Origin of the sequence: Cohnella baijiui (genome assembly GCF_020731285.1) — a bacterium.
GTDB lineage: Bacteria > Bacillota > Bacilli > Paenibacillales > Paenibacillaceae > Cohnella.
In genome coordinates this window covers 126,839-151,612 of the sequence record NZ_JAJFOW010000007.1, presented here as the reverse complement: position 1 = coordinate 151,612, position 24,774 = coordinate 126,839, and the positions used below count along the sequence as shown (strand labels likewise).

General features: G+C 61.6%; 26 protein-coding genes. 6 read left to right on the top strand and 20 right to left on the bottom strand.

All coding sequences use genetic code 11. The features are described 5' to 3' along the window. Positions 1–80: 80 nt before the first annotated feature. The 9 genes from LKX83_RS10245 to LKX83_RS10205 all read right to left on the bottom strand — a co-directional run bounded on the left by LKX83_RS10245 (position 81) and on the right by LKX83_RS10205 (position 8,981). Positions 81–1,223, bottom strand: a complete 1,143-nt coding sequence (locus LKX83_RS10245) for a D-alanyl-D-alanine carboxypeptidase family protein (protein ID WP_227882166.1) — start codon at positions 1,221–1,223, stop codon at positions 81–83. Positions 1,224–2,176: 953 nt separating this feature from the next. Then, complete coding sequence (locus LKX83_RS10240) at positions 2,177–2,884, bottom strand: hypothetical protein (protein WP_227882082.1); 708 nt, start codon at positions 2,882–2,884, stop codon at positions 2,177–2,179. A gap of 97 nt (positions 2,885–2,981) precedes the next feature. Further along, entirely contained in the window at positions 2,982–4,295 is a 1,314-nt protein-coding gene (locus tag LKX83_RS10235; RefSeq protein WP_227882081.1) for a pyrimidine-nucleoside phosphorylase, read from the bottom strand. 176 nt (positions 4,296–4,471) lie between these two features. Next, entirely contained in the window at positions 4,472–5,296 is an 825-nt protein-coding gene (locus LKX83_RS10230) for a purine-nucleoside phosphorylase (RefSeq protein ID WP_227882080.1), read from the bottom strand. A 17-nt stretch (positions 5,297–5,313) separates the two neighbouring features. Further along, a complete protein-coding gene (locus tag LKX83_RS10225) occupies positions 5,314–6,489 on the bottom strand; it encodes a phosphopentomutase (protein WP_227882079.1) in 1,176 nt (391 codons plus the stop codon). A gap of 16 nt (positions 6,490–6,505) precedes the next feature. Beyond that, positions 6,506–7,423 (bottom strand): site-specific tyrosine recombinase, encoded by a 918-nt coding sequence (locus LKX83_RS10220; RefSeq protein ID WP_227882078.1) that lies wholly within the window; start codon positions 7,421–7,423, stop codon positions 6,506–6,508. Between the two features lie 121 nt (positions 7,424–7,544). Then, complete coding sequence (locus tag LKX83_RS10215) at positions 7,545–7,781, bottom strand: DUF4227 family protein (protein ID WP_227882077.1); 237 nt, start codon at positions 7,779–7,781, stop codon at positions 7,545–7,547. 176 nt (positions 7,782–7,957) lie between these two features. Further along, positions 7,958–8,503 carry a glutathione peroxidase gene (locus LKX83_RS10210; protein ID WP_227882076.1) on the bottom strand — a complete coding sequence of 182 codons (546 nt, stop codon included), beginning with the start codon at positions 8,501–8,503 and terminating at the stop codon, positions 7,958–7,960. Between the two features lie 16 nt (positions 8,504–8,519). Further along, the gene (locus LKX83_RS10205; protein ID WP_227882075.1) at positions 8,520–8,981 is read right to left on the bottom strand and encodes a MarR family winged helix-turn-helix transcriptional regulator; all 462 of its coding nucleotides are present in this window, start codon (positions 8,979–8,981) and stop codon (positions 8,520–8,522) included. Between the two features lie 151 nt (positions 8,982–9,132). Between LKX83_RS10205 and LKX83_RS10200 the strand changes: the two genes are divergently transcribed. Continuing rightward, entirely contained in the window at positions 9,133–9,609 is a 477-nt protein-coding gene (locus tag LKX83_RS10200; RefSeq protein ID WP_227882074.1) for a glutathione peroxidase, read from the top strand. A gap of 96 nt (positions 9,610–9,705) precedes the next feature. On the opposite strand, the gene fur is transcribed toward LKX83_RS10200, so the two are convergent. The 4 genes from fur to LKX83_RS10180 all read right to left on the bottom strand — a co-directional run bounded on the left by fur (position 9,706) and on the right by LKX83_RS10180 (position 12,818). Continuing rightward, a complete protein-coding gene (gene fur, locus LKX83_RS10195) occupies positions 9,706–10,194 on the bottom strand; it encodes a ferric iron uptake transcriptional regulator (protein WP_227882073.1) in 489 nt (162 codons plus the stop codon). 86 nt (positions 10,195–10,280) lie between these two features. Continuing rightward, the gene (gene spoIIM / locus LKX83_RS10190) at positions 10,281–10,940 is read right to left on the bottom strand and encodes a stage II sporulation protein M (RefSeq protein WP_227882072.1); all 660 of its coding nucleotides are present in this window, start codon (positions 10,938–10,940) and stop codon (positions 10,281–10,283) included. Positions 10,941–11,050: 110 nt separating this feature from the next. Further along, positions 11,051–12,262 (bottom strand): endonuclease Q family protein, encoded by a 1,212-nt coding sequence (locus LKX83_RS10185; RefSeq protein WP_227882071.1) that lies wholly within the window; start codon positions 12,260–12,262, stop codon positions 11,051–11,053. Next, complete coding sequence (locus LKX83_RS10180) at positions 12,249–12,818, bottom strand: NUDIX domain-containing protein (protein ID WP_227882070.1); 570 nt, start codon at positions 12,816–12,818, stop codon at positions 12,249–12,251. The genes LKX83_RS10185 and LKX83_RS10180 overlap by 14 nt, the downstream gene beginning before the upstream one ends. 119 nt (positions 12,819–12,937) lie before the next feature. Here LKX83_RS10180 and mciZ point away from each other — a divergent pair, with 119 nt between their 5' ends. After that, positions 12,938–13,105 (top strand): Z-ring formation inhibitor MciZ, encoded by a 168-nt coding sequence (gene mciZ, locus LKX83_RS10175; protein ID WP_227882069.1) that lies wholly within the window; start codon positions 12,938–12,940, stop codon positions 13,103–13,105. 96 nt (positions 13,106–13,201) lie between these two features. Here mciZ and LKX83_RS10170 read toward each other — a convergent pair whose 3' ends face one another. After that, complete coding sequence (locus tag LKX83_RS10170) at positions 13,202–13,975, bottom strand: anti-sigma factor (RefSeq protein WP_227882068.1); 774 nt, start codon at positions 13,973–13,975, stop codon at positions 13,202–13,204. Continuing rightward, positions 13,962–14,573, bottom strand: coding sequence for an RNA polymerase sigma factor (locus LKX83_RS10165; protein ID WP_227882067.1), 612 nt, complete (start codon positions 14,571–14,573; stop codon positions 13,962–13,964). Before LKX83_RS10165 ends, LKX83_RS10170 begins: the two co-directional genes overlap by 14 nt. A 209-nt stretch (positions 14,574–14,782) precedes the next feature. Here LKX83_RS10165 and LKX83_RS10160 point away from each other — a divergent pair, with 209 nt between their 5' ends. From LKX83_RS10160 to LKX83_RS10150, 3 genes are read left to right on the top strand one after another with little or no spacing between them, the layout of a single operon-like run. Beyond that, positions 14,783–15,934: a COG1470 family protein gene (locus LKX83_RS10160; RefSeq protein WP_227882066.1), complete on the top strand. Its 1,152-nt coding sequence runs from the start codon at positions 14,783–14,785 to the stop codon at positions 15,932–15,934. A gap of 1 nt (position 15,935) precedes the next feature. Beyond that, positions 15,936–16,928 (top strand): ABC transporter ATP-binding protein, encoded by a 993-nt coding sequence (locus LKX83_RS10155; protein WP_227882065.1) that lies wholly within the window; start codon positions 15,936–15,938, stop codon positions 16,926–16,928. Next, positions 16,909–17,973, top strand: a complete 1,065-nt coding sequence (locus tag LKX83_RS10150) for an ABC transporter permease (protein WP_227882064.1) — start codon at positions 16,909–16,911, stop codon at positions 17,971–17,973. Before LKX83_RS10155 ends, LKX83_RS10150 begins: the two co-directional genes overlap by 20 nt. An 89-nt stretch (positions 17,974–18,062) precedes the next feature. Here the strand turns inward: LKX83_RS10150 and LKX83_RS10145 are convergent, their stop codons facing one another. The 5 genes from LKX83_RS10145 to LKX83_RS10125 all read right to left on the bottom strand — a co-directional run bounded on the left by LKX83_RS10145 (position 18,063) and on the right by LKX83_RS10125 (position 24,017). Continuing rightward, the gene (locus LKX83_RS10145; RefSeq protein ID WP_227882063.1) at positions 18,063–19,724 is read right to left on the bottom strand and encodes an alpha-glucosidase; all 1,662 of its coding nucleotides are present in this window, start codon (positions 19,722–19,724) and stop codon (positions 18,063–18,065) included. 49 nt (positions 19,725–19,773) lie between these two features. After that, positions 19,774–20,610 carry a carbohydrate ABC transporter permease gene (locus LKX83_RS10140; RefSeq protein ID WP_227882062.1) on the bottom strand — a complete coding sequence of 279 codons (837 nt, stop codon included), beginning with the start codon at positions 20,608–20,610 and terminating at the stop codon, positions 19,774–19,776. After that, on the bottom strand, positions 20,610–21,443 hold the full coding sequence (locus LKX83_RS10135; RefSeq protein ID WP_227882165.1) for a carbohydrate ABC transporter permease: 834 nt from the start codon (positions 21,441–21,443) through the stop codon (positions 20,610–20,612). The genes LKX83_RS10140 and LKX83_RS10135 overlap by 1 nt, the downstream gene beginning before the upstream one ends. A 147-nt stretch (positions 21,444–21,590) precedes the next feature. Further along, positions 21,591–22,874, bottom strand: coding sequence for a sugar ABC transporter substrate-binding protein (locus LKX83_RS10130; RefSeq protein WP_227882061.1), 1,284 nt, complete (start codon positions 22,872–22,874; stop codon positions 21,591–21,593). Positions 22,875–23,048: 174 nt separating this feature from the next. Next, positions 23,049–24,017, bottom strand: a complete 969-nt coding sequence (locus LKX83_RS10125; protein WP_227882060.1) for a LacI family DNA-binding transcriptional regulator — start codon at positions 24,015–24,017, stop codon at positions 23,049–23,051. 213 nt (positions 24,018–24,230) lie between these two features. Here LKX83_RS10125 and LKX83_RS10120 point away from each other — a divergent pair, with 213 nt between their 5' ends. Further along, the gene (locus LKX83_RS10120; protein ID WP_227882059.1) at positions 24,231–24,758 is read left to right on the top strand and encodes a PadR family transcriptional regulator; all 528 of its coding nucleotides are present in this window, start codon (positions 24,231–24,233) and stop codon (positions 24,756–24,758) included. Positions 24,759–24,774 lie beyond the last annotated feature (16 nt).

The following is a 24,774-nucleotide window of genomic DNA, read 5'->3' as shown; positions in this document are numbered from 1 at the left end:
AAGCTAGCCCTGTCCTCACGACAAAATACGGCAAAGAGGCGGCGACGAAAACCCCGTCGAACCGCCTTGCTTCGGCCGAATCAGTCAGCGAGGAACAGCTTGCTGGTCGAACGTTTGAACAGCTTCCAGTAGCCGGCGCGATCCACGTGGGACGGCGCTTCGATCGGAAATTCCGTCAACAGCTCATTGCCCTTGTAAACGGTCAGCTTGCCGACCGGCTGTCCGGCCTTGACCGGCGCGGTCACCTTGTCGTACAGCTTCAGCTCGTGGCGGATGTTCTTGCCGGCCTCGCCTTTGCGGACGAGGACGCTGTACGGATGCTTGGCCACGATCGGGAGCTTTTCGGCCGCGCCCTTGGACACCTTCAGCGTGCCGATCGTGTCGCCGGTCTTGTAGATCGACACGTTCGTGAATTGGGCGAACGCGTAGTCGAACAGCTTCGACACTTCGGCGTTGCGCGTCTTCGTGTTCGGCTCGCCCATGACGACGGCGATGACCCGCAGGTTGTCGCGCCGCGCGGTCGCCGACAGGCAGAACTTCGCTTCGCTGGTGAAGCCGGTCTTGAGGCCGTCGGCGCCCTGGTAGAAGCGCACGAGCTTGTTCGTGTTCACGAGCCAAAACGGCTTCGGCGTGTCCTTGCGCAGGTAGTCCTGATAAGCGCCGGTGTACTTGGTGATCTCCGGGTGCTTCAGCAGCTCCCGGGACATGACGGCGATGTCGTGGGCGGACGAGACGTGGCCTGCGACCGGAAGGCCGTTGCAGTTGAAGAACTTCGTGTCCTTCATGCCGAGCTCGGCCCCGCGCTGGTTCATCAGCCTGACGAATTCCGCCTCGCTGCCGGCCAGCTTCTCCGCGAGCGCGACCGAAGCGTCGTTGCCGGACGCCATCGCGACGCCCTTCAGCAAGTCATGGACGGTCATCTCCTCGCCCGGCTCCAGGAAGATCTGCGAACCGCCCATCGAAGCGGCGTATTCGCTCGTCTGCACCTTGTCGTCCAGCTTGAGGCGGCCGTCGGCGATCGCTTCCATGACGAGCAGCATCGTCATGATTTTCGTAATGCTGGCTGGCGGCAGCGCCGAGTGGCTGTTTTTCTCATAGATGACCGTGCCGCTGTCGGCATCGATCAAGATCGCGGAGCGGGCGTTCGCGGCCATGTCGGTCTGCGGTCCGGCGGCTTTGCCTCCAGCCCCCTCCTGCGCCCAGACGGCCGAGAACGGCAGCATCAGCGCGGCCGCGCACGCCGCCGCCGTCAATCCGCGGACCAAGCGGCTTCGATAGTGGTTCAAGCTCGGGTTCCCTCCTGCTGGCCTAAGCGAGGCCTGATGTCGTCATCTTCGCTACAGTCTGCCCTACGCCGCAGGAAAATATTCCAAGCCGCCGGGAAAGCGGCTAGCACTCGGCGCGGTTGGGGAAGCGGCTGTTTTTCGGCACCGTGCGCCTTTTCCGCACAACTCCGCCGTACCACACCTTATTTACGTTAGTTACTCGGTTTCTCCGCATAACTCCCCGCAGCGTCGGTACTTCGGCTTTGAGTTACTCGGTTTTTCCGCACATCTCCCCCGTCCCACGCCTCATTTATGCGAGTTATTCGGTTTTTCCGCATAACTCCGTGCAGCGTCCGTACTTCGGCTTTGAGTTACTCGATTTTTCCGCACATCTCCCTCGTCCCGCGCCTCATTTATGCGAGTTATTCGGTTATTCCGCATAACTCCGTGCAGCGTCGGTACTTTGGCTTTGAGTTACTCGGTTTTTCCGCACATCTCCCTCTTCCCAGGCCACTTTTACGCGAGTTACTCGGTTTTTCCGCACATCTCCCACCGTCCCGCGCCTCATTTCCGCGAGTTATTCGGTTTTTCCGCATAACTCCGGATAACTCCGTGCAGCGTCGGTACTTTGTCTTTGAGTTACTCGGTTTTTCCGCACATCTCCCACCGTCCCGCGCCTCATTTCCGCGAGTTATTCGGTTTTTCCGCATAACTCCGTGCAGCGTCCGTACTTTGGCTTTGAGTTATTCGGATTTTCCGCACATCTCCTCCGTCCCACGCCTCATTTACGCGAGTTATTCGGTTTTTCCGCATAACATTGAGCGCTGCCGGTACTTTGGTAGTGAGTTACTCGGGAGTTGATCCGCTTTTGTTATCACTTTCACTTCGCACCTTGCCCCCATCCCAATCGTCTATTTTCCGTTTAAGAGGTGAACAGCCTTCTCTGTAATTCGAAACGCGTGGCACCTCTTGGCTCCCCCACCCCACGGTTCTATGAATGCCTTGGCCTCCAAAGCTCGAAGAACACTTCTGGAAGCTTCATGCTGCAACTGCAGCCACTCCTTCACGTCGGCGATTTGAAAACAGTCCCGATGAAACAACGCCATTCTGAGCACTTCTCGTTCGTAAACGGGAAGACGGCTTAGGCCCATACCCGACACATGACCGACTCGGCCGACGAGCTCATAAAGGTTCCGCTGGCAAAACTCTGCTTTCTTCTCTAGCTCGTCCCGGCTGTAAGGAAAATAAATCAACCCCAGCGTGGCGACCGATCTCGCTCGCGCGCGTTCGAAGGCAAACCGATCTCTCGTGATTTTTTCCGCATGCGTGACAAAGTGCTCCTCCTCGAACACCGTCCTCAACTTCGGATGGAAGATGTCCCCATACAATCGGACGCCGGAGAGGCTCATCATCTCGTATTCCAAAAACAAGCCGTCGAACGTTCCGAATACCGGCAGGATGACCGTCTCCAGAAGCTTTCTCGTTCCCGTCAAATCCCGCTGCAGCATCTCCAACCGTTGTCCGCTGGCCGACCGCACCTGCTGCTCCCAAAAAGCTTCGAATTCCTTTTCAAACTTGCTACACGCCTCCCTTGATCCCCAAAATAAAAACGCCGCCATCCCCGGACTTCGGAGAATGGCGGCGTGTGCTTCACGCGCGGACTGCTGATATGCTTAAAACCATTATACGCGACCGCGACTTAGCAGAAAAGGGCCGCTATTCAGCCCCCACGATCCCGTGCAGCAGCGGCTGCGGCGCTGGACGCCCTGAGGCCAGCCGGTAGGCCGCCAGCACCGACTCGGCGGACTCCTGCGCCTTGGCGTCGTCTGCGCGGGCGTAGAGGACGGCGAGCGTGTCGCCCGCCTCCACGGCGTCGCCGAGCTTGGCGACCAGCTCGAGGCCGACCGCGTAGTCGATCGCGTCGTCCTTCTCGGCGCGCCCCGCGCCGAGAAGCATCGCCGCGAGCCCGATCCGCTCGGCGTCGATCGCAGCGACAAAGCCGGCGCCGGCGGCCCGCACCGGAATGCGCAGCTCCGCCTGCGGCAGCAGCGCCGGATCGTGCGCGACCGCGGGATCGCCGCCTTGCGCGGCGAGCAGGTCGGCGAACTTGCGCAGCGCCGCGCCGGAAGCGATCGCCTCCTCAAGCCGCGCACGCGCCGCCTCGGCGCTCTCCGCCCGGCCGCCGAGCACGAGCATATGGCTCCCCAGCACGAGGCACAGCTCGCGCAGGTCGTCCGGCCCTTCGCCGCGAAGCACCTCGATCGCTTCGCGCACCTCGAGCGCATTGCCGACGGTTCGGCCGAGCGGCTGATCCATGTCGCTGATGACCGCGACCGTCCGCCTGCCGACCTGCGAACCGATGGCGACCATCGCTTCGGCCAGCGTCTTGGCCTCTTCTGCGGTCTTCATGAAGGCGCCGCTGCCGAATTTGACGTCGAGCAGGATGGCATCCGCGCCGGCGGCGATCTTCTTGCTCATGACGGAGCTGGCGATCAGCGGCACCGACTCGACCGTCCCGGTCACGTCGCGAAGCGCGTACAGCTTTTTGTCGGCTGGAGCGATGTTGCCGCTCTGCCCGATGACCGCCACGCCGATCTCGTTGACTTGCTTGAAAAACGCTTCGCGCCCCAGCTCGGTATGAAAGCCCGCGATCGACTCGAGCTTGTCCACCGTCCCGCCGGTGTGGCCGAGCCCCCGTCCGCTCATCTTGGCGACGGGGACGCCGCAGGCGGCGACGAGCGGTGCGACGATCAGCGTCGTCTTGTCGCCGACGCCGCCGGTGCTGTGCTTGTCGACCTTGATCCCGGCGATCTCGGACAGATCGACCGTATCGCCCGACTCGGCCATCGCCATCGTCAGCGCCGCCGTCTCGCGGTCGGTCATGCCGACGAAGCAAACGGCCATCGCCCAGGCGGCCATCTGATAATCCGGAACTGCGCCGTTGACGAGCCCGTCGATCACGAACCGGATCTCCCGCTCCTCGAGCTCTCCGCCGTGCCTTTTCTTGCGGATCAAATCCACCATGCGCATGGGTTAAACCTCCGATTCCGATTCCATTTTCGCTATTGATGCTCGCTTTGCACGATTTGCGTTTGTTATGCGTTCGGTTTCCTGCCGCCCAATTCCCCAAACGAGATCGCCGGCGCCCGCCCTCTACCGACGTCGCATCAACCTGATGCGACTCCAAGTACGAACGTCGCCGGTCTTTACAGCTTCGGCAGCAGCGCCGTCACGAGCTGCAGAAACCGCTGCTTCACACGCTCGGTCGTCTCCATTACTTCTTCGTGGGACAGCGGTTGGTCCAGGATGCCCGCGGCCATATTGCTGATGCACGAGATGCCCAGCACCTCGATTCCGGCGTGGCGCGCCACAAGCACCTCCGAGACGGTCGACATGCCTACCGCGTCCGCGCCGATGACCCGCAGCATGCGAATCTCGGCCGGCGTCTCGTAGTTGGGGCCGAGCAAGCCCGCGTAGACCCCTTCCTGTACCGGAATGCCGAGCTCCGCCGCCGTATCCTTGGCGATCGTCCGGAGACGGCGCGCGTACGCGTCCGACATGTCGGGGAAACGCACGCCCAAGGCGTTGTCGTTCGGCCCGACGAGCGGATTGCGTCCGGTGAGGTTCAGATGGTCGGAGATGATCATCAGATCGCCCGGCCGGTAATCGAGGTTCACGCCGCCGGCCGCGTTGGTGACGAACAGCGTCCGGATGCCGAGCTGCTTCATGACGCGAACGGGCAGCGCGGTGCGCTCAGGCTCGTACCCTTCGTACATGTGGAACCGCCCCCGCATCAAGGCGACGTCCCGGCCCTGCAGACGGCCCAGAACGAGCTCTCCCGCGTGGCCTTCGACCGTCGAAACGGGGAAATGAGGAATGTCCGCATACGAAATCGTCACCGCGTTTTCCAGATCGTCCCCGAGCACCCCGAGGCCCGATCCGAGGATCATGCCGATCTCGGGACGGACGTCGGTCTTGCTCGCGATATAGTCGGCCGCTTCTTCGATGACGGCTTTGGATTGGTAGATCATCTTATCCTCTCCCTGTCTTATTTCAATAAACCGAGCATCGATTCGCCATGGGCGGGCTTCGACGCTTCCAACCGTTCCGCGATCGTCGCGGCGACATCCGCAAAGGTGCCGCGCACGCCCAGACCGCCCGGCGACCGGAGGCCGGGTCCGGCGACGAGCAGCGGCACGTACTCCCGCGTATGGTCCGTTCCGGCATGCGTCGGATCGTTGCCGTGATCGGCGGTGACGATAAGCAGGTCGTCCGGCCGGAGCCGCTCCAGCAGCGCCGGTACGGCGCGGTCGAATTCCTCCAGCGCGCGGGCATATCCGACCGGATCGCGGCGGTGGCCGTAAAGCGAATCGAAGTCGACGAGGTTCGTGAACACGAGCCCGCCGAAGTCTCGCTCCATCTCCCGGAGCGTGGCCGCGATCCCGTCCGCGTTGCTCTTTGTCGGAATGGCCTTGGTGATGCCCTCGCCGCTGAAAATGTCGTTGATCTTGCCTACGGCCACGACCTCGCTGCCCGCGCGCTTCAGCGCGTTGAGCACGGTCGGCTGCGGGGGCTTCACGGCGTAGTCGTGGCGGTTCGGCGTCCGCGCGAAGGCGCCGGGATTGCCGACGTATGGGCGCGCGATGACGCGCCCGACCGAAAACGCCTCCTGCATCGTCAGCCGGCGCGCAATGCGGCAGGCCTGGTACAGCTCTTCGAGCGGAATGACGTCCTCGTGCGCCGCGATTTGAAATACGCTGTCGGCGGACGTATAGACGATCCACGCGCCGCTGCGCATCTGCTCTTCGCCGAGCTCGTCCAATATTTCGGTGCCTGAAGCGGCTTTGTTGCCGATGACGGACCGGCCCGTCTCCGCCTCGAAGGCCGAAAGGAGCGCGTCCGGGAACCCGGCCGGAAACGTCCGGAAGGGCGTGTCGATCTTCAGTCCCATGAGCTCCCAATGTCCCGTCATCGTATCTTTGCCCACCGACGCTTCGGCCATTTTGCCGTAGTAAGCGCCAGGTGAAGCTTCGGGCTGCCAGTCGCCGATCGGGGCAATATTCGCGAGTCCCAGCTTGCGCAGGTTCGGCAGATCGAAATCCGGGACGCTCCCGGCGATATGACCGAGCGTATGGGCGCCCGCGTCTCCGTAAGCGTCGGCGTCGGGCAGCTCCCCGATGCCGACGCTGTCAAGCACAATGGTGATGATGCGGCCTTTCGGCATAAACGGTCCTCCTCGGTTAGCGGTCCCCGGTCGGCGATGGCCGCCGGGATCGCGGGTGGGCTTGCGCGTAGACATCTTTCAGCCTCGGCTTCGCCATCGGCTGATAGACCATCGTGGCGGACAAATCCGCATGGCCCATCATTTCCTGGACGGACCGCGGATCCGCGCCGCCTTCCAGCAGGTGAACGGCAAACGAATGGCGCAGCGTATGCGGCGTCACTTCCGCCGCGATGCCGGCGGCTTGCGCATGCTTTTTTAACAGTTTCCAACAGCCCTGTCGCGTCATCCGCCGGCCGAGATGGTTCACGAAGAGCGCGTCCGGATCCGGCTTGTCCGCAAGCAGCGCCGGACGCGCCTCTTCTTCGTATTTTATCATCCATTCGCCGCACAAGGAACCGATCGGAATGAGCCGCTCCTTGCCGGCGGCGCCGCGGCAAGCGACGATGCCGAGCGCCGTCCTCACGTCGGTCCGGTCCAGCGAGACGAGCTCGCTCACGCGCATTCCCGTCGCGTACAGCAGCTCCAGCATGGCGCGGTCCCGGACGCCGGCCGGTGTCCCTGTATCGGGGGCTTCAAGCAGCCGTTCCACGTCCGCGAGCGGCATTGCCTGCGGCGGCTGGCGCTCGAGCCGCGGCGCTTCGAGCGTCAGCGCGGGATTGGCGCCCGCCTCTCCGGCCGCCTGCAAATATTGGAACCAGGCGCGGATCGAGACGATGCGGCGGGAGATCGTCGCGGGCGAACGGCCCAGCTTGCGCAGCTGCTGCGCGTATGCGCTCAGATGATAGGGGCGCACCCCGTCCGGCTGCGCGACCCCTTGGTCCGCCAGCCAATTCGCCAGATCCGCCAGATCGCGGCGATAGCCGTCCAGCGTGTGCGGAGATAGCCGCTTGGCTTCTCCGAGATGGGCGATAAACCGCCCGATCGCTTCGTTCATGTCTCGCGTTTCCTTTCAAGCTTGCTTGGGCCTGTCCGTCTTCCTGCGGCAGGCGCGGCGGGCGCCGAAACGCCCGCCGTAATGATTTCCACGCCGACTGCCCCATCTCCTCCCGGGACGATCACTCGCCGAGCCAATAAAAGAGCTTCAGCCGATCCCCCGGCGAGACGGATCGCGCGTCCGGGTCGCCGGCCTGAAACACTTTCGCGGCTCTGCCCTCCGGCACGCGATACGGATCGATCGGCGTCAGGACGGACTGCATCCAGCCATACAGATGGTGGACCAGCACCGTCAGCACGATAAAGAGCAGGGTGAACTGCAGGCGCTCCCACCATTTGTTGGGCGGTTGTTCGTTCATGGGCGCTCCCCTCCGGTCTTGTCCTTCATAACCACCGTATGTCCGGGGATGAGCGTTCATGCCAGGCCGCTATTCTCGCCGCGCGCCTCTCGCCTCGCCCAAACGAAACCAACCGCCTCCGAAACGTACGGAGACGGTTGGCGCGAAGGTGCTTTAGCAAGCGGGCAGACCCTGACTTAAAGCAGCGCCTCGATGCGGGAGGACAAGGACGCCGGGTCGACGGTCGATTCGAATCGTCCGACGACGCGTCCTTCGCGGTCCACGAGAAATTTCGTGAAGTTCCACTTGATGCCGTCGCCTTCGTAGTACTCAGGCAGCTTTTCCTGCAGAAACGCCTGCATTTTTGCGCCTCCCGGCGTCTGCGTATCGAAGCCCTCGAACGGCGCCTGGTCCGTCAAATAGTGGAAAAGCGGAGCCGCTTCGGGACCGCGGACGAGCGTCTTCTCGAACAGCGGAAACGTAACGCCGTAGTTCAGCTTGCAAAACGCCTCCACCTCGGCATCGCTGCCCGGCTCCTGACCGCCGAATTGATCGCACGGAAAGCCTAAAATCTCGAGCCCTTGGTCGCGATATTGCTGATAAAGCGCTTCGAGCCCTTCGTATTGGGGCGTAAAGCCGCATTTGCTTGCGGTGTTCACGATGACGAGCACTTTGCCGCGATACGCGGACAGACTGACGGGTTCACCCTTGATGGATCGCGCGGAATAATCGTAAACGGACATGGTTAGACTCCTCCTTTTAATGGGGACTGGCGGGCGTTTGCTCCGCCGGATGGATCGATCGGATCAGCTCTGTCATCTTCTCGCGGATTTCAACCAGCTCGCCGGTCGGCAAGCCGGTTCGGCAAAATACCTTTTCGGGAACGTCGAACGCCTTCTCCTTCAGCGCCCGGCCCGCTTCCGTCACTTCGATCAGCAGCTGGCGTTCGTCGCTGCGATCGCGGGCGCGCAGGACGTAGCCAAGCGACTCGAGCTTCTTGAGCAGCGGCGTGAGCGTCCCGGAATCCAGATACAGCCGTTCGCCGAGCTCCTTGACGGTCACGCGGTCCCGCTCCCAGAGCGCCAGCATCGCAATGTACTGGGTGTAGGTAAGCCCAAGCTCTTTGAGGACGGGATGGTAAAGCTTCGTAATCTCCCGGGCGCAAGCGTAGATGGCAAAGCAGATCTGGTTTTCCAGCTTCAGCGCCTCGTCTCTCTCCATCGATCGCCCTCCTTTCCGCCGCAACCATTAAATTGTGTACAATTGAATCAAGGGCAATTCTATACAACCGCCGACCTCAAGTCAAGCGCTTGACGCCATCTTTTTAATTGCATACAATCGAATTGAGCGCAATCGAAGGGGAGGATCGGTCATGTCCATCTACGATATCGAAGTTACCACCATCCGCGGAGACCGGCACAAGCTGTCCGACTATGCGGGCAAGGTGCTTCTCATCGTCAACACGGCGACGAAATGCGGCTTCGCCCCGCAATTTAAAGGCCTGCAAAAGCTATACGACGAATACGGCGAACGGGGATTTACGGTGTTAGGCTTCCCCAGCAACCAATTCGCGAACCAGGAGCCCGGCAACGACGCGGAAATTGCCGAGGCGTGCGAGCTCAACCACGGCGTCTCGTTCCCTCTGCACGCGAAGATCGACGTGAACGGTCCCGAGGCGCATCCTCTCTTTCGGCGGCTGACCAAAGACGCGCCCGGCTTCCTCGGCTCCAAGCGCATCAAGTGGAACTTCACCAAGTTTCTCGTCGACCGCCAGGGCCGCGTCGTCAAACGTTTCGCCCCTACCGTAACGCCGGAAAAAATCGAGAGCCGCATCCGCGCGCTGCTCTGACTCGTCGAAACCGACGGGCGCAGTTGCGCCAAGCGCAAAAAGAAGGATGCCGCCCCGGCCGTACGGCTCGGAGCGGCATCCTTCTTTAACGGTCATTTATGTGACGGAGGAGGACGCAGACGGGTCTTGCACATTGGCGGCCTCCGCCTTGGCTTTGCACTTGGCGCAGATGCCTTGGAAGTCGAGTCGGTGATCGAGCACCGTAAATCCGTACTCCCGCTCCAGGCGCTCTTCCAGCGGAACCAGCCAGTCCTCCATGATCTCGGACATGGTGCCGCACTGGACGCAAATCAGGTGATGATGGTGATGCTTGTTCGTATCCGTCCGCAGATCGTATCGGGCTACCCCATCGCCGAAGTTCAGCTTCTCGACGATGTGCATCTCGCTCAGCAGCTCCAAAGTGCGGTATACGGTCGCGAGCCCAATCTCGGGCGCGATGTCCTTCACGAGCATGAAGACGTCTTCCGCGCTCAAGTGGTCTTCCTCGTTCTCGAGGAGCACCCGGACCGTCGCTTCACGCTGCGGGGTCAGCTTGTAGCCCTGCGACTGCAATTGCTGTTTCACTTTCTCAATGCGGGCTTCCATAGTCTCCCCCCTCCGGCCGAACGGCGCACTTGATTTTATTATAGGGGGAGGGCCTTTAGGAAGTCAAACCTTGTCGGCCGGACTTGCTAGAATCTAGCAAATATCGCCGTCCACTCGGCTTGGGCGGCGATGCCGGACACCCGCTCCAGCAGCAGCGGCGAGACGTAAGCTTCGAAAAGCGCGGCGACCGCCAGCACGACGAGCATGGCGGCGGCGGACGACGTATGTGCGACGAAAGGAGGCATGAGCCGTCCCTTTTGCCGGAACAGCCGCTCCCGGGCGATAAAGGAAGCGAACCGCGCCGCGGACACGCTCGCCATCATCAAAGCGGGCACGACGAGCAAATTTTGCGGGGCTACGGCTGCCAGCGCTACGAGGACGCCCTTCCAGGCCAAATGGCGGACGATGAGTCCGACGGCGAATCCGAGCAGCACGCCCTTCAAAAAATCGAGCACGAGGACAAGGGGCAGCCCGATCACCGACAGTCCGAGCAGCCAGATCAAGGCGAGCCACTTGGCGTAAAGAAAGAAGCTGTCCCGGAACGCTTCCCCCGGCAGAAGCTTGTCCGGCTGTCCGGCGCTCGCGAGGTACTTTCCGAGATTGCTCGCCAAATCCTGCTGCTGCTCCAGCGTCAGGGCGTTCACGAGCAGCGCGCCGAAAATCGCCCCGACGACCAGCAGCACGCCGACGAATACGTATAGATTCAGATTGTCCCGGGCTCCCAGGTTCCAAGGGCGAGCGTTCACGGCCGTCCCTCCTTGTCCGCATGGCATGCGCGCCCATTCGACTCGAATGGGACTTGCCTATGTGTATGCGGATCAAGTCTTCCGTATTCTTCCCGCTTGATCGGTTGACGCTATACGCCCGGATTCGTTTCGATACGCCCGTACGCGCCGCCGCTCCCCGCCGAGAACAGCAGCCGTCCCTCCCGGGCGGCGACGATCGCGTCCGCGAGCTTTTCGCCCGCCGTGCTCGCGATCGCGTCCCGGCTTAATCGATGAAGGATCTCCATCTCGGTGCCCAGCTCTCCGAGCATCCGCTCGCGCATGCGAGGACCGATGCCCGGAAAGAAGGACAGCGGCACCTGATGCCGGTAGGGAGGGCGATGCGGCGGCCAGAACGGCTTCTCGCGGTCCGCCAGCTGCGCCACCCGCCCCGCCACGCCTCGCACGAGGCGCTCGCTGCCGCAGCCCGGGCACGCGGCGGCGTCCTCGGCGTCGGGGGGCAGCGCGCGGCGGCACGACGAACAGTAGGTTGTATGGTATTTGCCGAGCTTCGGATGCAATCCCAGGTTCGCCGCCACTCTCCGCCCGCCTTCACCCCGCAGAGCCTTCGCCAGCTCGGCGAACGTCGGCTCGGCGAGCAGCAGCTCGTTGCACTCCCTGCCGATCATCCCTGCCGAATGCGCGTCCGAATTCGTCAAAAACGCATAGTGGTCCAGTTCGGACAGATGGCCCGCCATCGCGCTGTCCGCGCTCAGACCGAGCTCGATCGCGGCGATGCCGTCCGGGTCGAGCCGCTCGGACAAACGGTCGGCCGAGCAACCGAGCAGCCCGCGATGGGGCGTGAAGACGTGGGCGGGAATCAGCAGTCCGCCCCGGCCGAGCAGCTCGTCCTGCAGCTCACGCGCCGTCGCCCGGATTCGCTGCGAGCTGAGATTGACGTTTTTCATCCGCGGACGCATCCAGGCCGTCCATTCCCGCATCGCGGCGAGCGTCGGGAGAAATGCGAGCAAATGGAACGGCCCGCCGCCCGGCTCCCGCACTTCGATCTCGCCGCCGGGCAAGATGACGGTCCGCCGATAGCGGATGCCGCCGTCCGGCTCCTCCGTCATTTCGCCCGTGTCGAGCAGCCGGTCGATGTCGGTCTGCACGGCGGGAGAATGGCAATCGATGACGCCGACCAGCGCGATCCCCTTGCGCGCGGAAGCCTCCTCGGCGATCGCCTGGAACGTCAATTGCCGACTGGCGCTGATCTTGACGGGCTCGCCCGCTCCGCTGCTGCCGATATGGACGTGCAGATCCGCAAAGATCGGCCGCAGCGCGGGCTCCCGTTTATCGGCGCTCATCGGCCTGCCGAAACTCGCGCCACAGATGGACGGCCAGCAGCGTCTTGGCGTCGAAGATGCGTCCCTCGCGGATGTATTCATCCGCCTGCTCCGGCGTGATCGCCTCACAGGTCAGGAACTCCTCCTCGTCGAGATGCTCTTCGCCTTGCTCCAGATCGTCCGCGAAATAGAGATGGATAAGTTCCTCGGCGAACCCGGGAGACGTCGAGAACGTCTGCACGTGCCGGATGTTCCGCGCCCGATAGCCGGTCTCCTCTTCCAGCTCGCGAAGCGCTGCCTGCTCCGGCGCTTCGCCGGGATCGAGCTTGCCCGCCGGGATTTCCACCTGCACGCGCTCCAGCGCCTTGCGGAACTGTTCCACGACGAGCATCTTGCCGTCCAAGAGCGCGAGCACCGCCACCGCTCCGGGATGGCGCACGATCTCCCTCGTCGCCGTGCCTCCGTTCGGCAGCTTTACCGTATCGACCTGCAGCGAGATCATCCGACCTTCGAAGATCGGCTTCGTCTCGAGCGTTTTTTCGTAAAAAGGGTGATTCTTCGATCGAAAATCGTGCATGCTCGTTTCCTCCCGTCATGTTCATGCCATCAACCGCATAGGTACAAGATAAAGGCTTGTCCGCCCCAATGCAAGCGCCGCCCTTGCGCGGGCAAGGGCGGACGAAGGAGGAAACGGCGATGTTGAAGCGCTATGCGGCGGACGGCCGCATCCGGTGGGTGGGCAAAGCTTGGGAAATTCGGCAGGCGCTGCGCCAGGAGCGGAAACGCGCCGGCGACTGCGCGCGTCTCGCCGACGTGCTGCCGAAGCGGACCGGCACGACGCCCCGGACCCTGCCGCGCACCTGATTCCGCTCAGCTTGCGCAAGACCGAGGCGCGTCGTTTCGGTGCTCTGCGCCCGGCCGCGCGACGCGTCTTTGGATCGAGGAAACAATCGGTGTCCATCACCGCCCGTTCTGACGGAGGGTGGCGATGACGGTCTCCGGCGAGGTCGGCTGGGCGCTGCCGCCCTTCGGTTCGATCGAAAGCGCCAGCGACTCCCACGGTACGGGATGACGATTGCGCGCGTAAAGATGGGCCTGCCGCTCGTGGAATTCGAGCACGCCGAGATTTTCCCGCTTGCCGGCATATTCGGCCCATGCCTGCACGTCCCGTTCCCGGCTCGGCAGCAGCCCCCGGATGAGGACGAATACCTCCTGCGTCCGGCCGTTCACCCATGCGGTCCCGTTCGCATGCCCCGGACCGATGCCTGCACCGAAGCCGGCAGAAGGGTCGCCGCCGTCATCCAGCACGTACGCGATCGTGTCCGGCCGCGCCATCACGGCGATGCCCTGCGGGGCAAACGCATGCGCGTACTTCATGGGATCCGCTTGTCCCGTTTCCCCGCCGCGCAGCGAGGCGACGAGCAGCACCGCGAGCGCGGCAAACGCGACGCCGACGCCGCCGGCGACGAGCAGCCGGCTTTTCCCTTCCCTTGGACCGCGCCGGCGAAGCCGCAAACGCGTCCGCAGCAGCCACCTGCGCCACGGCGCCAGTCCCCGATCCTCCGGCGCGCGCTCGGCATCCGCGAGCAGCCGGCCCCACAGCACCCAGCGCTCGCGGCAGCATGCGCACTCGGCACGATGGCGTGCCATCGCGGCCGCCTCCCGCTCCGGCAGCCGGCCGCGATGCCAGTCGATCCATCGTTCCTCCGGGACCCCCCGTTCACATTCCGCCATGACGTTCGCCTCCGCTCGCATCCTCCCATCCGAGCCGCAGGAGAGTCTTGCGCAGATGCGCCAAGCCATAGCGCATGCGGGACTTCACCGTTCCGAGCGGCACCTGCCACGACTCCGAGAGCTCCCGCAGCGTCCGCGAGCCGAAGTACGATGCGGCCAGCACCTCGCGCTGGGACGCGGGAAGCTGGGCCATCGCTTCGCGCAGCAGCTCCTGATCGATGCGGGCGACGACCGCAGCCTCGGGCTGCGCGGCACCGTTCGCTTCGGCGGACCAGCCGGCTTCCAAAGCATGGCCGACGACTACTTTTTTGCGCTTGCGCAGGCGGTCGAGACACCGGCTCTTCGTCTGTATGGCGAGCCAGGCTTCGACCGATCCGCGGGACGGATCGAAGCGCTCGGGATGCAGGATGACCCCGAGCAGCACATCGTGGCAGACGTCCTCCGCTTCCATCCGGTCGCCGAGCAGGTTCCGGGCGATCGGGAGCAGCAGCGGCGTGGCTCGCGCGTAGAGCCGGTCGAACGCTTCGAGCGAACCTTGGCCGATATCGGCAAGCTCGCGGACGAGATCCTCTTTGACGCATGGGCGGGCCGTGTTCATCGCTTCTCCAACCTCCGTCTTCCGAACGTGCTTCTTCCTTTAAGTCATAGCAAATTCCGTCCGCTTTGAGAATGTCCCCGCGCGCGTTTTTATCTTCCTTTAAGCTTCCTTTAAGCGATTTTTTATGTGCCGGCGGCAGCCAAACCTAAATCCGCAAGACCACCTCCTGCGTATTCACGGTGAAAAAATCAAAGGAGGGTTTGGGTTCCATGCACAGATTCGCCAAAAAAATGAGCGTCGGCTTGACGCTGTCGCTCCTCGTCGGACTGCTCTCGTTCGCGGCGACGTCCTTCGCGGCCGGCGCCCGGATCTACACGCCTTACACGAGCCTGTCGGCCGCGCCGGGCGAGACGTTGTCTTACGAGATCGAGCTCCTCAACGACTCTTCCGACATCCAAAGCGCCGACCTGAGCTTCGACGATGGCGGACACGGCTGGAAGGCGGAGCTCACCGCGGGCGGCCATCCGATCCGCCAAGTATCCGTTAAGCCGAAGGAATCGCAATCGGTGAACCTCAGCCTGGAAGTGCCGCTAGAGGTGAGCAAGGGCGAGTACGCGTTCAAGGTGAACGCGGGCGTCTTCGGCGCGCTGCCGCTCCAAGTGAATGTGGCGGAAGGCGGCACGTACAAGACGGAGCTGACGACCGAGCAGCCCAACATGCAAGGCCATACGGATTCAACGTTCACCTATGCCATGACGCTGAACAACCGTACCGCCTCCAAGCAGCAGTACGCGCTGACGGCCGAAGCTCCGGCCGGCTGGGACGCCAAGTTCCAGGTCGGCGGCAACAACGTTACGTCGGTCGACGTCGAGCCGAACGGTTCCCAGTCGATTACGGTCAATCTGACGCCGGCGGAGAAGGCGACCGCGGACACGTACGCGATCAAGATCCACGCCGCCAACAACAGCACGAGCGCGGACGCCGAGCTGCAGGCGGTGATCACCGGAACGTACAGCCTGGACTTCACGACGAGCGACCAAAGACTTAGCGCGAACGTCACCGCGGGCGGCACGCGCCATCTGGAGATGGTCGTGCAAAACACCGGCTCCGCGGAGCTGACCGACGTCAGCCTGACGAGCCAGGCGCCGACGGATTGGGACGTGACGTTCGAGCCGAAGACGATTCGCTCGCTGAAGCCGGGCGAATCGGCGCCCGTAACCGCGACGATCAAGTCGTCCGGCAAGTCGCTGGCCGGCGACTACGTCGTCGGCATGACCGCCCAATCCGCCGAGAAGTCCAAGGACGCCGCCATCCGCGTCACGGTCAAATCGTCGGTGCTGTGGGGCTGGATCGGGGTGTTGATCATTCTGGCCGTGCTGGCGGGCATCTACGGCCTCTTCCGCAAATACGGGAGGCGATAAGGTGGAGCCGGCGGTTATCGAACTTTCGAAGCTGACGAAGCAGTACGGCGAATTCACCGCGGTGAACGCCCTCGACCTGAAGATTCGCCCCGGCGAGATTTACGGCCTGCTCGGTCCGAACGGAGCGGGCAAGACGACGACGATCCTGATGATGCTAGGCCTCACCGAGCCGACGAGCGGCACGGTGCGCGTCTGCGGCATCGACGCGACGCGCTCGCCGCTGCTCGTCAAGCGGCGTGTCGGCTATATGCCGGACGATATCGGCTTTTACGAGGACCGGTCCGCGCTCGACAACCTGATCTATACCGCTCGTCTGAACCGCATCCCGCTGCCCGAGGCCCGGGACCGCGCGGAGCTGCTGCTTCAGCAAGTGGGTCTTGCCCATGCGGCAGGCAAGCGGGTCGGCGCGTTCTCGCGGGGGATGCGGCAGCGTCTCGGCCTCGCCGACGTGCTGATCAAGCGTCCGGAAATCATCATTCTCGACGAGCCGACGCTAGGTATCGACCCCGAGGGGGTGCGCGAGCTGCTCCTGCTCATCCGCGAGCTGAGCCGGAGCGAAGGCCTCACCGTCCTCCTGTCGTCGCACCACCTCCATCAGGTTCAGCAGATCTGCGACCGGGTCGGGCTGTTCGTCGGCGGCAAGCTGATCGCCTCGGGCGACATCGAGTCGCTGTCCCGCCAGCTCGATGGAGATACGAGGTTCGAGGTCGAGGTCGACGTCCGCGACCCGGACGGCAGCGTCGCGGGGCGGATCGGCAGCATGGACGGCGTCATCTCCATCGAAACGTCCCCCTCGGACGCCCTCTCTCCCGGCGCGAACAGCGTCTCCACGTACCGGGTGACGAGCGACGTCGAGCTGACGTCGGCGCTGGCGCTCGCCGTGGTTGAACACGGGGCGCCGCTGCTCGGCTTGCGTCCGGTCCGAGCCGGACTCGACGACATCTACCACCGCTATTTCGAAGGAGGTGCCGCGCATGAGCGCGTGGATGGCTAAGCTGCGCGATCGCGCCGCGAAATCCCCCCTCCGCTCCGCCCCCGCTTCAAACGGGGCGGACGCCGCCGGTCGACGGGCGCCCTCCCCGTTTTGGATTATGGTGCAAAAGGAATTCGGCGATCACATCCGCAGCTGGCGGTTCATCATCCTGCTAGGCATCGTGACGCTCGCCTGCGTCGGCTCGATCTACGCGTCCGTGACCGCGCTCAAGAACGGCGGCGGAGCGGGCGGGAACGGCCAGACGAATGCGGAGAACTCGTTTCTGTTTCTGAAAATGTTCACCGAATCGGACGGTTCCCTGCCGAACTTTTTGACGTTCCTGTCGTTCCTTGCGCCGCTGATCGGCATCGCGATCGGCTTCGACGCCGTCAATTCGGAGCGCAACAAAGGCACGCTGAGCCGGGTCATTTCGCAGCCGGTGCACCGGGACGACTTTCTGAACGCCAAGTTCGTCGCGGGACTGCTCCTCATCGCCGTCGTCGTTTTCTCGCTCGGTTTTCTAGTGATGGGCATGGGTCTTTTTACGATCGGTTATCCGCCGTCCCCGGAGGAGTTCTGGCGCGTCGTCGTGACGCTGCTCGTGACAACCGTCTACGTCGGCCTCTGGCTTAACCTGTCGCTGCTGTTTTCCGTCCGGTTTCGTCAGGCGGCTACGTCGGCGCTCAGCGGCATCGCGGTCTGGATTTTCTTCCTCGTCTTCTATGGGATGATCATCAACCTGGTCGGCAACGTCACCATACCCTCAGACCCGACCGACGCGCTCGCCGTCATGCACCAGCAGGATTGGCTCATGCTGCTGCAGCGCCTCTCGCCGGCTTACCTGTTCCAGGAAGCGGCGTCGACGCTGCTGCTGCCGGACGTGCGTACGCTGAATCCGTTCATCACCCAGGACCAGGCTTACCTGGCGCTGAACGCGCCGCTGCCATTCGGCCAGAGCCTCCTGCTCGTCTGGCCGCAGGTCGTGGCGATCGTTGCCGAGACGGCGCTGTCGTTCGCCGCCTCGTACGTCGCATTCATGCGGCAGGAGATCCGCTCGCGATCCTGATTCGGCGCGGATCAAACGCCTCGCGCACACGGCCGCACATATCAAAAACGCCCCCCGCTCGGCCGTTTGGCCGTCGGGGGGCGTTTCGATTAGTTCCGGTTCGTCTCGACCTCGTAGATTCTCGCTTCGTGCGGCTGCAGCTGCATGGCGTCTTCGCCTTCTGCGGGATCGGCCGGATAATTCGCCAACAGCAGGCGCAGCGACAGGCCGCGCAGACGCTCCGGCCGATCCAGACGGGCCGGCTCGTCCCCGTGGTTGAGGACAATCAGCCAGCGCCGCCCGTCCAGCGTGCGCTCGTAGACGTAAAGATGCTCGTCCCCTCTCCGCTCCGGCCATTCGGCGAAGTCGCCGTATACCATGACGTCGTGCGTTCTGCGCAGGGAGATCAGCGATTGATAGTACCGATAGACGGAATCCGGATCGGCCAAGTCCTTTGCCGCGTTGATGTCGGCGTAGTTCGGATTGACGCGGATCCAGGGCTTCCCTTCGGTAAATCCGGCGTTAGGCGAGCCGTCCCATTGCATCGGCGTCCGGGAGTTGTCGCGGCTGAGCGGCGCGAGCCGCGCGAGCGTCTCCGCGGGGTCGGCGCCTTTGTCGACTTCCTCGGCGTAGCGGTTGCGCATCGCGATGTCGTCGTAGTCCTCGATCGCCCCGAAGCGGACGCCGGTCATGCCGATTTCTTCACCTTGGTAAATGTAGGGGACGCCCGGCAGCGTATGCAGCATCGTCGCGAGCAGCTTGGCGGACTGCACCCGGTAACGCCCGTCGTTGCCGTAACGGGTCACCTGCCGCGTGTGGTCGTGGTTGTTCAGGAACTGCGAGTTCGTGCCTTTGCCCCATAGCCCTTCGTACCATCTGCGTTGAATGTCTTTGAAGCGCCGCATGTCCCAGGACGCCATTTCGTCGCAAACTTCGAAGTGGAACAGCATGTTCAGCTCGCGACGGTCTTCGCCGACGAACTTCAAGCCTTCCGCAGGGGTAACGAACGCCGCCTCGCCGACCGTGACGATGTCGTAGCGCGAAAGCACCCGCTCGTTCATTTCCCGCAAATAATCGTGAAGCCCCGGATTGTTCGTCAAGTAGCGGATGTCCTCCGGCCGCTCCGCGTCTGGGAAGCCGTCGGGCTTGGCGAGCAGCGCGATCGCGTCGAGCCGGAAGCCGTCGATGCCCTTGTCGAGCCAGCTCGACATCATCCGGTAAATCTCTTCTCGCACCTCGGGATTGCGCCAGTTCAGATCCGGCTGCTCGGACGCGAAGGAGTGGAAATAATACTGCCCCGTCTCTTCGTCCTGCGTCCAAGGCGACGGCGCGAAGTAGGAGCGCCAGTTGTTGGGAGGTCCGCCGTCCCGCGGTTCCTTCCATATATACCAGTCCCGCTTCGGATTGTCCTTGGACGAACGAGACTCCAAAAACCAGGGATGCCGGTCCGACGTGTGGTTCACGACGAGGTCCATGATCAGCTTCATTCCCCGCCGATGCACCTCATCCAGCAGCCGCTCCCACGTGGCCATCGTGCCGGCCTTGGGCATAACCGCTTCGTAGTCTGATATATCATAGCCGTTGTCCCGGTCGGGGGATTCATAGACGGGATTGAGCCAGATGACGTCGACCCCGAGCTCCCGGATATAATCGAGCTTGCGGATGACGCCCTCCAAATCGCCGTATCCGTCCCCGTCCGCGTCGAAAAAGCTTCTCCAGTATACTTGATAGACGACGGATTCTTTCCACCATGTAGGATTTGAAGGCGCCAATGCGAATACCCTCCGTTAATGATTGTTTGTCGGCGTCTAGGGGAGCGCGTTACTTCACCGCGCCCGCGGCGATGCCTTTGATGATGTATTTTTGCGCGAAGACGTAGAAGATGACGACCGGAATGATCGTAAGCGTCAGGCCGGCCATGGCTAGGTTCCACTGGATCGTGAACTCGCCGAAGAAATAGAACGTCGACAGCGGGATCGTCCGCAGCCCTTTGTCCGACAACGTCAGCGACGGCAGCAGATAGTCGTTCCACATCGCGATGACGTCGAGGATGGCGACCGTAATCGTGATCGTCTTCAGCATCGGGAACACGATCCGCCAGAAAACGCCGAACTTGCTGCAGCCGTCGAGCGTGGCGGCCTCTTCGAGCGCGACCGGCACGGACTTGATGAAGCCGTGATACAGGAACACCGCCATACTCGCATGGAAGCCCACATTCATATAGATGAGCCCTTCCCTCGTATTGAGCATTGGGATGTGCAAATGCGTCCGGATCCAGTCCATGACTTGCATCAGCGGCATCATCAGCGTTTGGAACGGGATGAGCATCGTAGAGACGAACAGGAGGAAGATGAAGCGGCTCAGCCTGTCGTCGGTGCGCACGAGCATCCAGGCCGTCATCGAAGCGAGCACGACAACGAACACGACGGAGATGATTGTGACGTACAGCGAGTTGCCGAATGCGGTCAGGAAGCCCATCTTCTCCATCGCTTTGGAATAGTACTGGAAGCTGAAGGAGGACGGCAGCGCCAACGCGTTGCGGTACAGCTCCGCCCGGTCCTTGAAGGAGTTGACGAGCATCAGATAGATCGGCGACAGGAAGACCAGCGACAGCAAGAGGAGCAGGACGTTGCCCGCGACGCGGCTCGTTGTCTTCATTAGTACTGGACCTCCCTCTTCTTCGTGATGATCACCTGGGTGAGCGTAACCGCGGCGACGATGATGAAGAAGACGATCGCCTTCGCTTGGCCGAGTCCGTAATGTCCATAACCGAAAATTTCGTTAAAAATGTTCATCGCGAACATTTCGGTCGCGTTGTTCGGTCCGCCCTTGGTCAGAGACAGGTTCACGTCAAATATTTTGAATGCGCCGGACAGCGTCAGGAACAGACAAATCGTAAAGGAGGGCATGAGCAGCGGGAAGACGATCCGCGTCAGCCGGTGCCACAGATTGGCGCCGTCCACCCGGGCCGCCTCGTTCAATTCGTCCGGAATGCCTTGGATGCCCGCGATGTAGATGATCATCGTATAGCCCGCCATCTGCCAGGTGAAGACGACGACCATGGCGAACAAGGCGAATTTCGGATCGATCAGCCAGTTGAAGAAAATCGAATCAAGCCCCGTCTTTTCCCCGAGGAACTTGAACGCGTCCGTGAAGACGAACTGCCAGATGTAACCCAGGATGAGTCCCCCGATCAGGTTCGGCAGGAAAAACATCGTGCGGGCCGCGTTGCCGACGCGGAGCTTCGACGTCACGAGGAGCGAGAAGAGCAGCCCGAGCACGTTGACGAGCACGAGCGCGAGCACCGTAAACGCGATCGTGTGCCAAGCCGACGTCAGGAAGCGGTCGTCCTTGAATAGCGCGACATAATTGTCGAAGCCGACGAACACTTTCGGGTTGGCGGGGATGCCGTCCCATTTCACGAAGGAATAGCCGATCCCGATGAGGAAAGGCAAGATGACCACCGTCGTGAAAACGAGCAGCAGCGGCATCGTGAACAGCGCGTACCATGCTTTTTCTTTTCGGTTTCGTCTCGACACATCGATTCACCGCTTTCCGGAAGATAAAACGAAAACCTAACGCCTCGAAAAGAAGGGTTAGGCTTTCGTTTGGTTGAAACGGACGCCGAATCCGGCGGATTACTTGGCGCCTTTAGCCCATGCGGCATCCAGGTTTTTCAGGAACTGTTCGCCGGTCATCTTTTTGTCCAGGAAGAACGCCTGCGTCGCCGGAGCCAGGTCGTTCACGATGATGCCTTGCGGGAAGTAGTTGAGCGCCCACGGAATCGTTTGCCCGTTTTTGGTCGCTTCGTACACCGTTTGCGAGAGCGGGTCCAGCTCGCCGGCTTCGATGTTCGTCATCGCCGGGATGAACTTGAACTCGTTTACGATCGCGTTTTTGCCGCTGTCGCTCGTGAACATCCAGTTGAGGAACGCCTTGGCCGCTTTCACTTGGTCGGCGTCCGCCTTGCTGTTGACGACCCAGTTGCTGGCGACGCCGACGGCGATCTTGTCGTTGCCGGCCAGCGGCAAGCCCATCATGCCGACGTCGAAGCCCAGGTCTCCGAAATCCTTCAGCATGCCGTAGCTCCAGTTGCCTTGGTGGACCATCGCGTTTTTGCCGGTCGCGAAATCGCCCATTTGCGAGTCGTACTTCACTTCCATCGGGTTCGTCGTGTTCGCCCGGATCGCTTCCATGAACTTGGCGAACTCTTGGAATTCCTTCGTGTCCGCCATCTTCACTTCGCCCTTGTTCAGCTTCTCGATGAAGCCCGTCGGATCGGCCTGCAGCGCGAACGGCGTGTTGATGATATGGCCGATCAGGAAGTAAGCTTCCTGCGACAGGCTCAGACCGTTTTTGCCTTCGGACTTGATCTTCTCGAGCGTCTGCGTGAAGCTGGCGAGGTCGGTGACGTTTTTCGGATCGACCATGCTTTTGTTGTAAACGAGGCCGAAGCCTTCTACCCCGTACGGCACGCCGACAATCTTGTCGCCATCCTTGAGCGCCATGTCCTTCGCGATATCCTTCGCGAACGGCTCGTCGCTCAAATCGGCATAGTAGGACTTGAACTTATCGGCTTCGGCGCCGGTCGCGACGCTGAATACCGTCGGGCCTTCGCCGGCTGCGAGCTTGGCTTGAAGCTGGGTGGCGTACGCGTCGCCGGCCGAACCCCATACCTCGACTTCGTTGCCGGTTTCTTTCTGGTACGTTTTCGCGAGCGCTTCCAACGGCTCCGCGATTTCGACTTTGGACTGGAACAGCGAAATTTTCTTCAGCTTTTCAGGGGCGGCGGACGAAGGCGCGGATGCCGAAGGCGAACCGGAAGCCTGGTTGTTGTTGTTCGAAGCGCTGCCGCAGGCGGCCAGCATGCCCACCATCGCCGTAGCCGTTAGTAAAATCGTTGCTTGTTTTACTTTTTTCAAAGCGCGTTCCCCCTTAAAATCTGTTTCAAAGTGAAATTTAGTATATCCGTTCACAAGCTCATATTATTCAATTAAAAAAGCGCTGTCAATGATAAATTGACCGCGCTTTCTTATGATTTTAGTAAAATATTTAGTAAAACATTGATGTATCAAGCGTTTTCAGCTTCTATTTTTTTAACGAACGCTTTTCCGCCATTTGATCTCCGCGCCGATTTTGAACGGCGATTTGCCCGCGGTGCCCTGGATCATTTCGAGCAGCTGCTTGGCCGCCAAATACCCGGTCTCGTAGCGGGGAATCGAGATCGTCGTCAGCCCGGCGACGGACGCCGTGTCCGAATCGTCGAACCCGGTAACCGCGATGTCCTCCGGTACGCGGAGACCGTTTTCTTCGTAGGCCCGGATGGCTCCGATGGCCATATTATCGTTGGCGCACACGAGAATTTCCGGCAGATCGTTGCTGAGAAGCATCAGCTTTGCCGCCTGATAGCCGCTGTTTTCGCGATAGTTGCCATGGTAATAATGCTTCTGGTCGAAGACGATGCCGTTGCGGGAGAGCGTGTCCGTGAAGGCGGCAAAGCGCTCCCGGGTGTCCATCGTAAAGCCGAGGCCCCCGACAAAGCCGAACTTTCGATATCCTTTGTCCACGAGCGCCTGCACCATTTCGCTCATGACCGGATAGTTGTCGACGAGGACGCTGCTCGTGTTCGTCCGCTTGTTGTCGATGATCCGGTCCATGAGCACGATGGGCAGCTCCGCGGAGGCGGCCGAAGCGACAACATCGTCAGCCATGCTGCCGTCCAGGATGATCGCGCCGCTCGCGAAGCTCGCCCGCAGGAAGTTCGTGCTCGAACGGTTGGTGCAAATGACGAGATCATAGCCGTTTTCGGTCAAGCAATCGCTTAAACCTTGAATAATTTTCAGATAAAAATCCCGATCGAAATCACTAAAAATAAAGACGATCGTCCGGTTTGCAGCCGGTTTTTCTTTTTTTCCGGGCGTCCCGTGCATATATCCCTGTTCCTCGCAAATCTGCAGCACCCGCTCTCGCGTCTTCTGCCCGACGTTCTTGCGGCCGTTCAATACGTTGGAGACGGTCGAGATCGATACGTCCGCCATTTGCGCAATTTCCTTCAATCCGATCATCCCTGGTCCCCCTGTGTTTCCGAGTTCATGCCTTAAATATATCAACGGTTTTATTTTTTGTAAATTTTACTTTGCAATATTTGTGAATGTAATAACCGGTAACGGGAGCGGACCGATGGAAGGAAACGCCCATTTTATATATTGACACGATATATATCATGTCGATACAATAACATCAGATCATTCGAATCCGTTCCCCAAGGAGTTGTGGCCATGAACAGTCAAGACGTGATCCTCGGGCTGCTGCACCGGCGTCCGCTGACCGGCTACGAGATCAAGAATACGTTCGAGAGGCCGTTGTCCTTTTTCTTCGACGCCGGCTTCGGCACGATCTATCCGACCCTCGCCAAGCTGGAGAGCCTCGGCTACATCCTCAAGGAAAGCGTGGAGCAGGACAACCGTCCGAACAAAAACGTGTACGCCATTACGGAAGCGGGCCGCGCGCGGTTCAAGGCGTATCTCGAATCGCCTATGGAAAAGGACACGTACCGTTCGGACTTCCTGATTCGCCTCTTTTTCGCCCATTATCAGGACCGCGAGACGCTGATCGAATGGATTCGCGAGGAAATCGCGGCAGCCGAAGCCGAGTACCGGGCGCTGCAAGACGGAATGCCCGACTGGGAGCCGCAGATGACGCGCGCGCAGCTCCTGTGCGCCCAGATCGGCATCGCGTCGAGCGAGGCGAAGCTGCGCGTCCTGAGAGAAGGCTTGGCGGAGATCGAACGATCCTCCGAACCATAATTAAGCTTTTTAGGAG

What these genes read in the sequence shown, in the direction of transcription:
- LKX83_RS10120 (WP_227882059.1), top strand. Translation starts at nt 24,231, where the DNA reads ATGAACAGTCAAGACGTGATCCTCGGGCTGCTGCACCGGCGTCCGCTG.
- LKX83_RS10210 (WP_227882076.1), bottom strand. Translation starts at nt 8,503, where the DNA reads ATGTCCGTTTACGATTATTCCGCGCGATCCATCAAGGGTGAACCCGTC.
- LKX83_RS10180 (WP_227882070.1), bottom strand. Translation starts at nt 12,818, where the DNA reads ATGCACGATTTTCGATCGAAGAATCACCCTTTTTACGAAAAAACGCTC.
- LKX83_RS10185 (WP_227882071.1), bottom strand. Translation starts at nt 12,262, where the DNA reads ATGAGCGCCGATAAACGGGAGCCCGCGCTGCGGCCGATCTTTGCGGAT.
- fur (WP_227882073.1), bottom strand. Translation starts at nt 10,194, where the DNA reads ATGGAAGCCCGCATTGAGAAAGTGAAACAGCAATTGCAGTCGCAGGGC.
- LKX83_RS10215 (WP_227882077.1), bottom strand. Translation starts at nt 7,781, where the DNA reads ATGAACGAACAACCGCCCAACAAATGGTGGGAGCGCCTGCAGTTCACC.
- mciZ (WP_227882069.1), top strand. Translation starts at nt 12,938, where the DNA reads ATGTTGAAGCGCTATGCGGCGGACGGCCGCATCCGGTGGGTGGGCAAA.
- LKX83_RS10150 (WP_227882064.1), top strand. Translation starts at nt 16,909, where the DNA reads ATGAGCGCGTGGATGGCTAAGCTGCGCGATCGCGCCGCGAAATCCCCC.
- LKX83_RS10140 (WP_227882062.1), bottom strand. Translation starts at nt 20,610, where the DNA reads ATGAAGACAACGAGCCGCGTCGCGGGCAACGTCCTGCTCCTCTTGCTG.
- LKX83_RS10220 (WP_227882078.1), bottom strand. Translation starts at nt 7,423, where the DNA reads ATGAACGAAGCGATCGGGCGGTTTATCGCCCATCTCGGAGAAGCCAAG.
- LKX83_RS10225 (WP_227882079.1), bottom strand. Translation starts at nt 6,489, where the DNA reads ATGCCGAAAGGCCGCATCATCACCATTGTGCTTGACAGCGTCGGCATC.
- LKX83_RS10235 (WP_227882081.1), bottom strand. Translation starts at nt 4,295, where the DNA reads ATGCGCATGGTGGATTTGATCCGCAAGAAAAGGCACGGCGGAGAGCTC.
- LKX83_RS10170 (WP_227882068.1), bottom strand. Translation starts at nt 13,975, where the DNA reads ATGGCGGAATGTGAACGGGGGGTCCCGGAGGAACGATGGATCGACTGG.
- LKX83_RS10245 (WP_227882166.1), bottom strand. Translation starts at nt 1,223, where the DNA reads ATGCTGCCGTTCTCGGCCGTCTGGGCGCAGGAGGGGGCTGGAGGCAAA.
- LKX83_RS10135 (WP_227882165.1), bottom strand. Translation starts at nt 21,443, where the DNA reads ATGCCGCTGCTGCTCGTTTTCACGACGGTGGTCATCTTGCCTTTCCTC.
- LKX83_RS10230 (WP_227882080.1), bottom strand. Translation starts at nt 5,296, where the DNA reads ATGATCTACCAATCCAAAGCCGTCATCGAAGAAGCGGCCGACTATATC.
- LKX83_RS10200 (WP_227882074.1), top strand. Translation starts at nt 9,133, where the DNA reads ATGTCCATCTACGATATCGAAGTTACCACCATCCGCGGAGACCGGCAC.
- LKX83_RS10165 (WP_227882067.1), bottom strand. Translation starts at nt 14,573, where the DNA reads ATGAACACGGCCCGCCCATGCGTCAAAGAGGATCTCGTCCGCGAGCTT.
- LKX83_RS10205 (WP_227882075.1), bottom strand. Translation starts at nt 8,981, where the DNA reads ATGGAGAGAGACGAGGCGCTGAAGCTGGAAAACCAGATCTGCTTTGCC.
- LKX83_RS10160 (WP_227882066.1), top strand. Translation starts at nt 14,783, where the DNA reads ATGCACAGATTCGCCAAAAAAATGAGCGTCGGCTTGACGCTGTCGCTC.
- LKX83_RS10240 (WP_227882082.1), bottom strand. Translation starts at nt 2,884, where the DNA reads ATGGCGGCGTTTTTATTTTGGGGATCAAGGGAGGCGTGTAGCAAGTTT.
- LKX83_RS10125 (WP_227882060.1), bottom strand. Translation starts at nt 24,017, where the DNA reads ATGATCGGATTGAAGGAAATTGCGCAAATGGCGGACGTATCGATCTCG.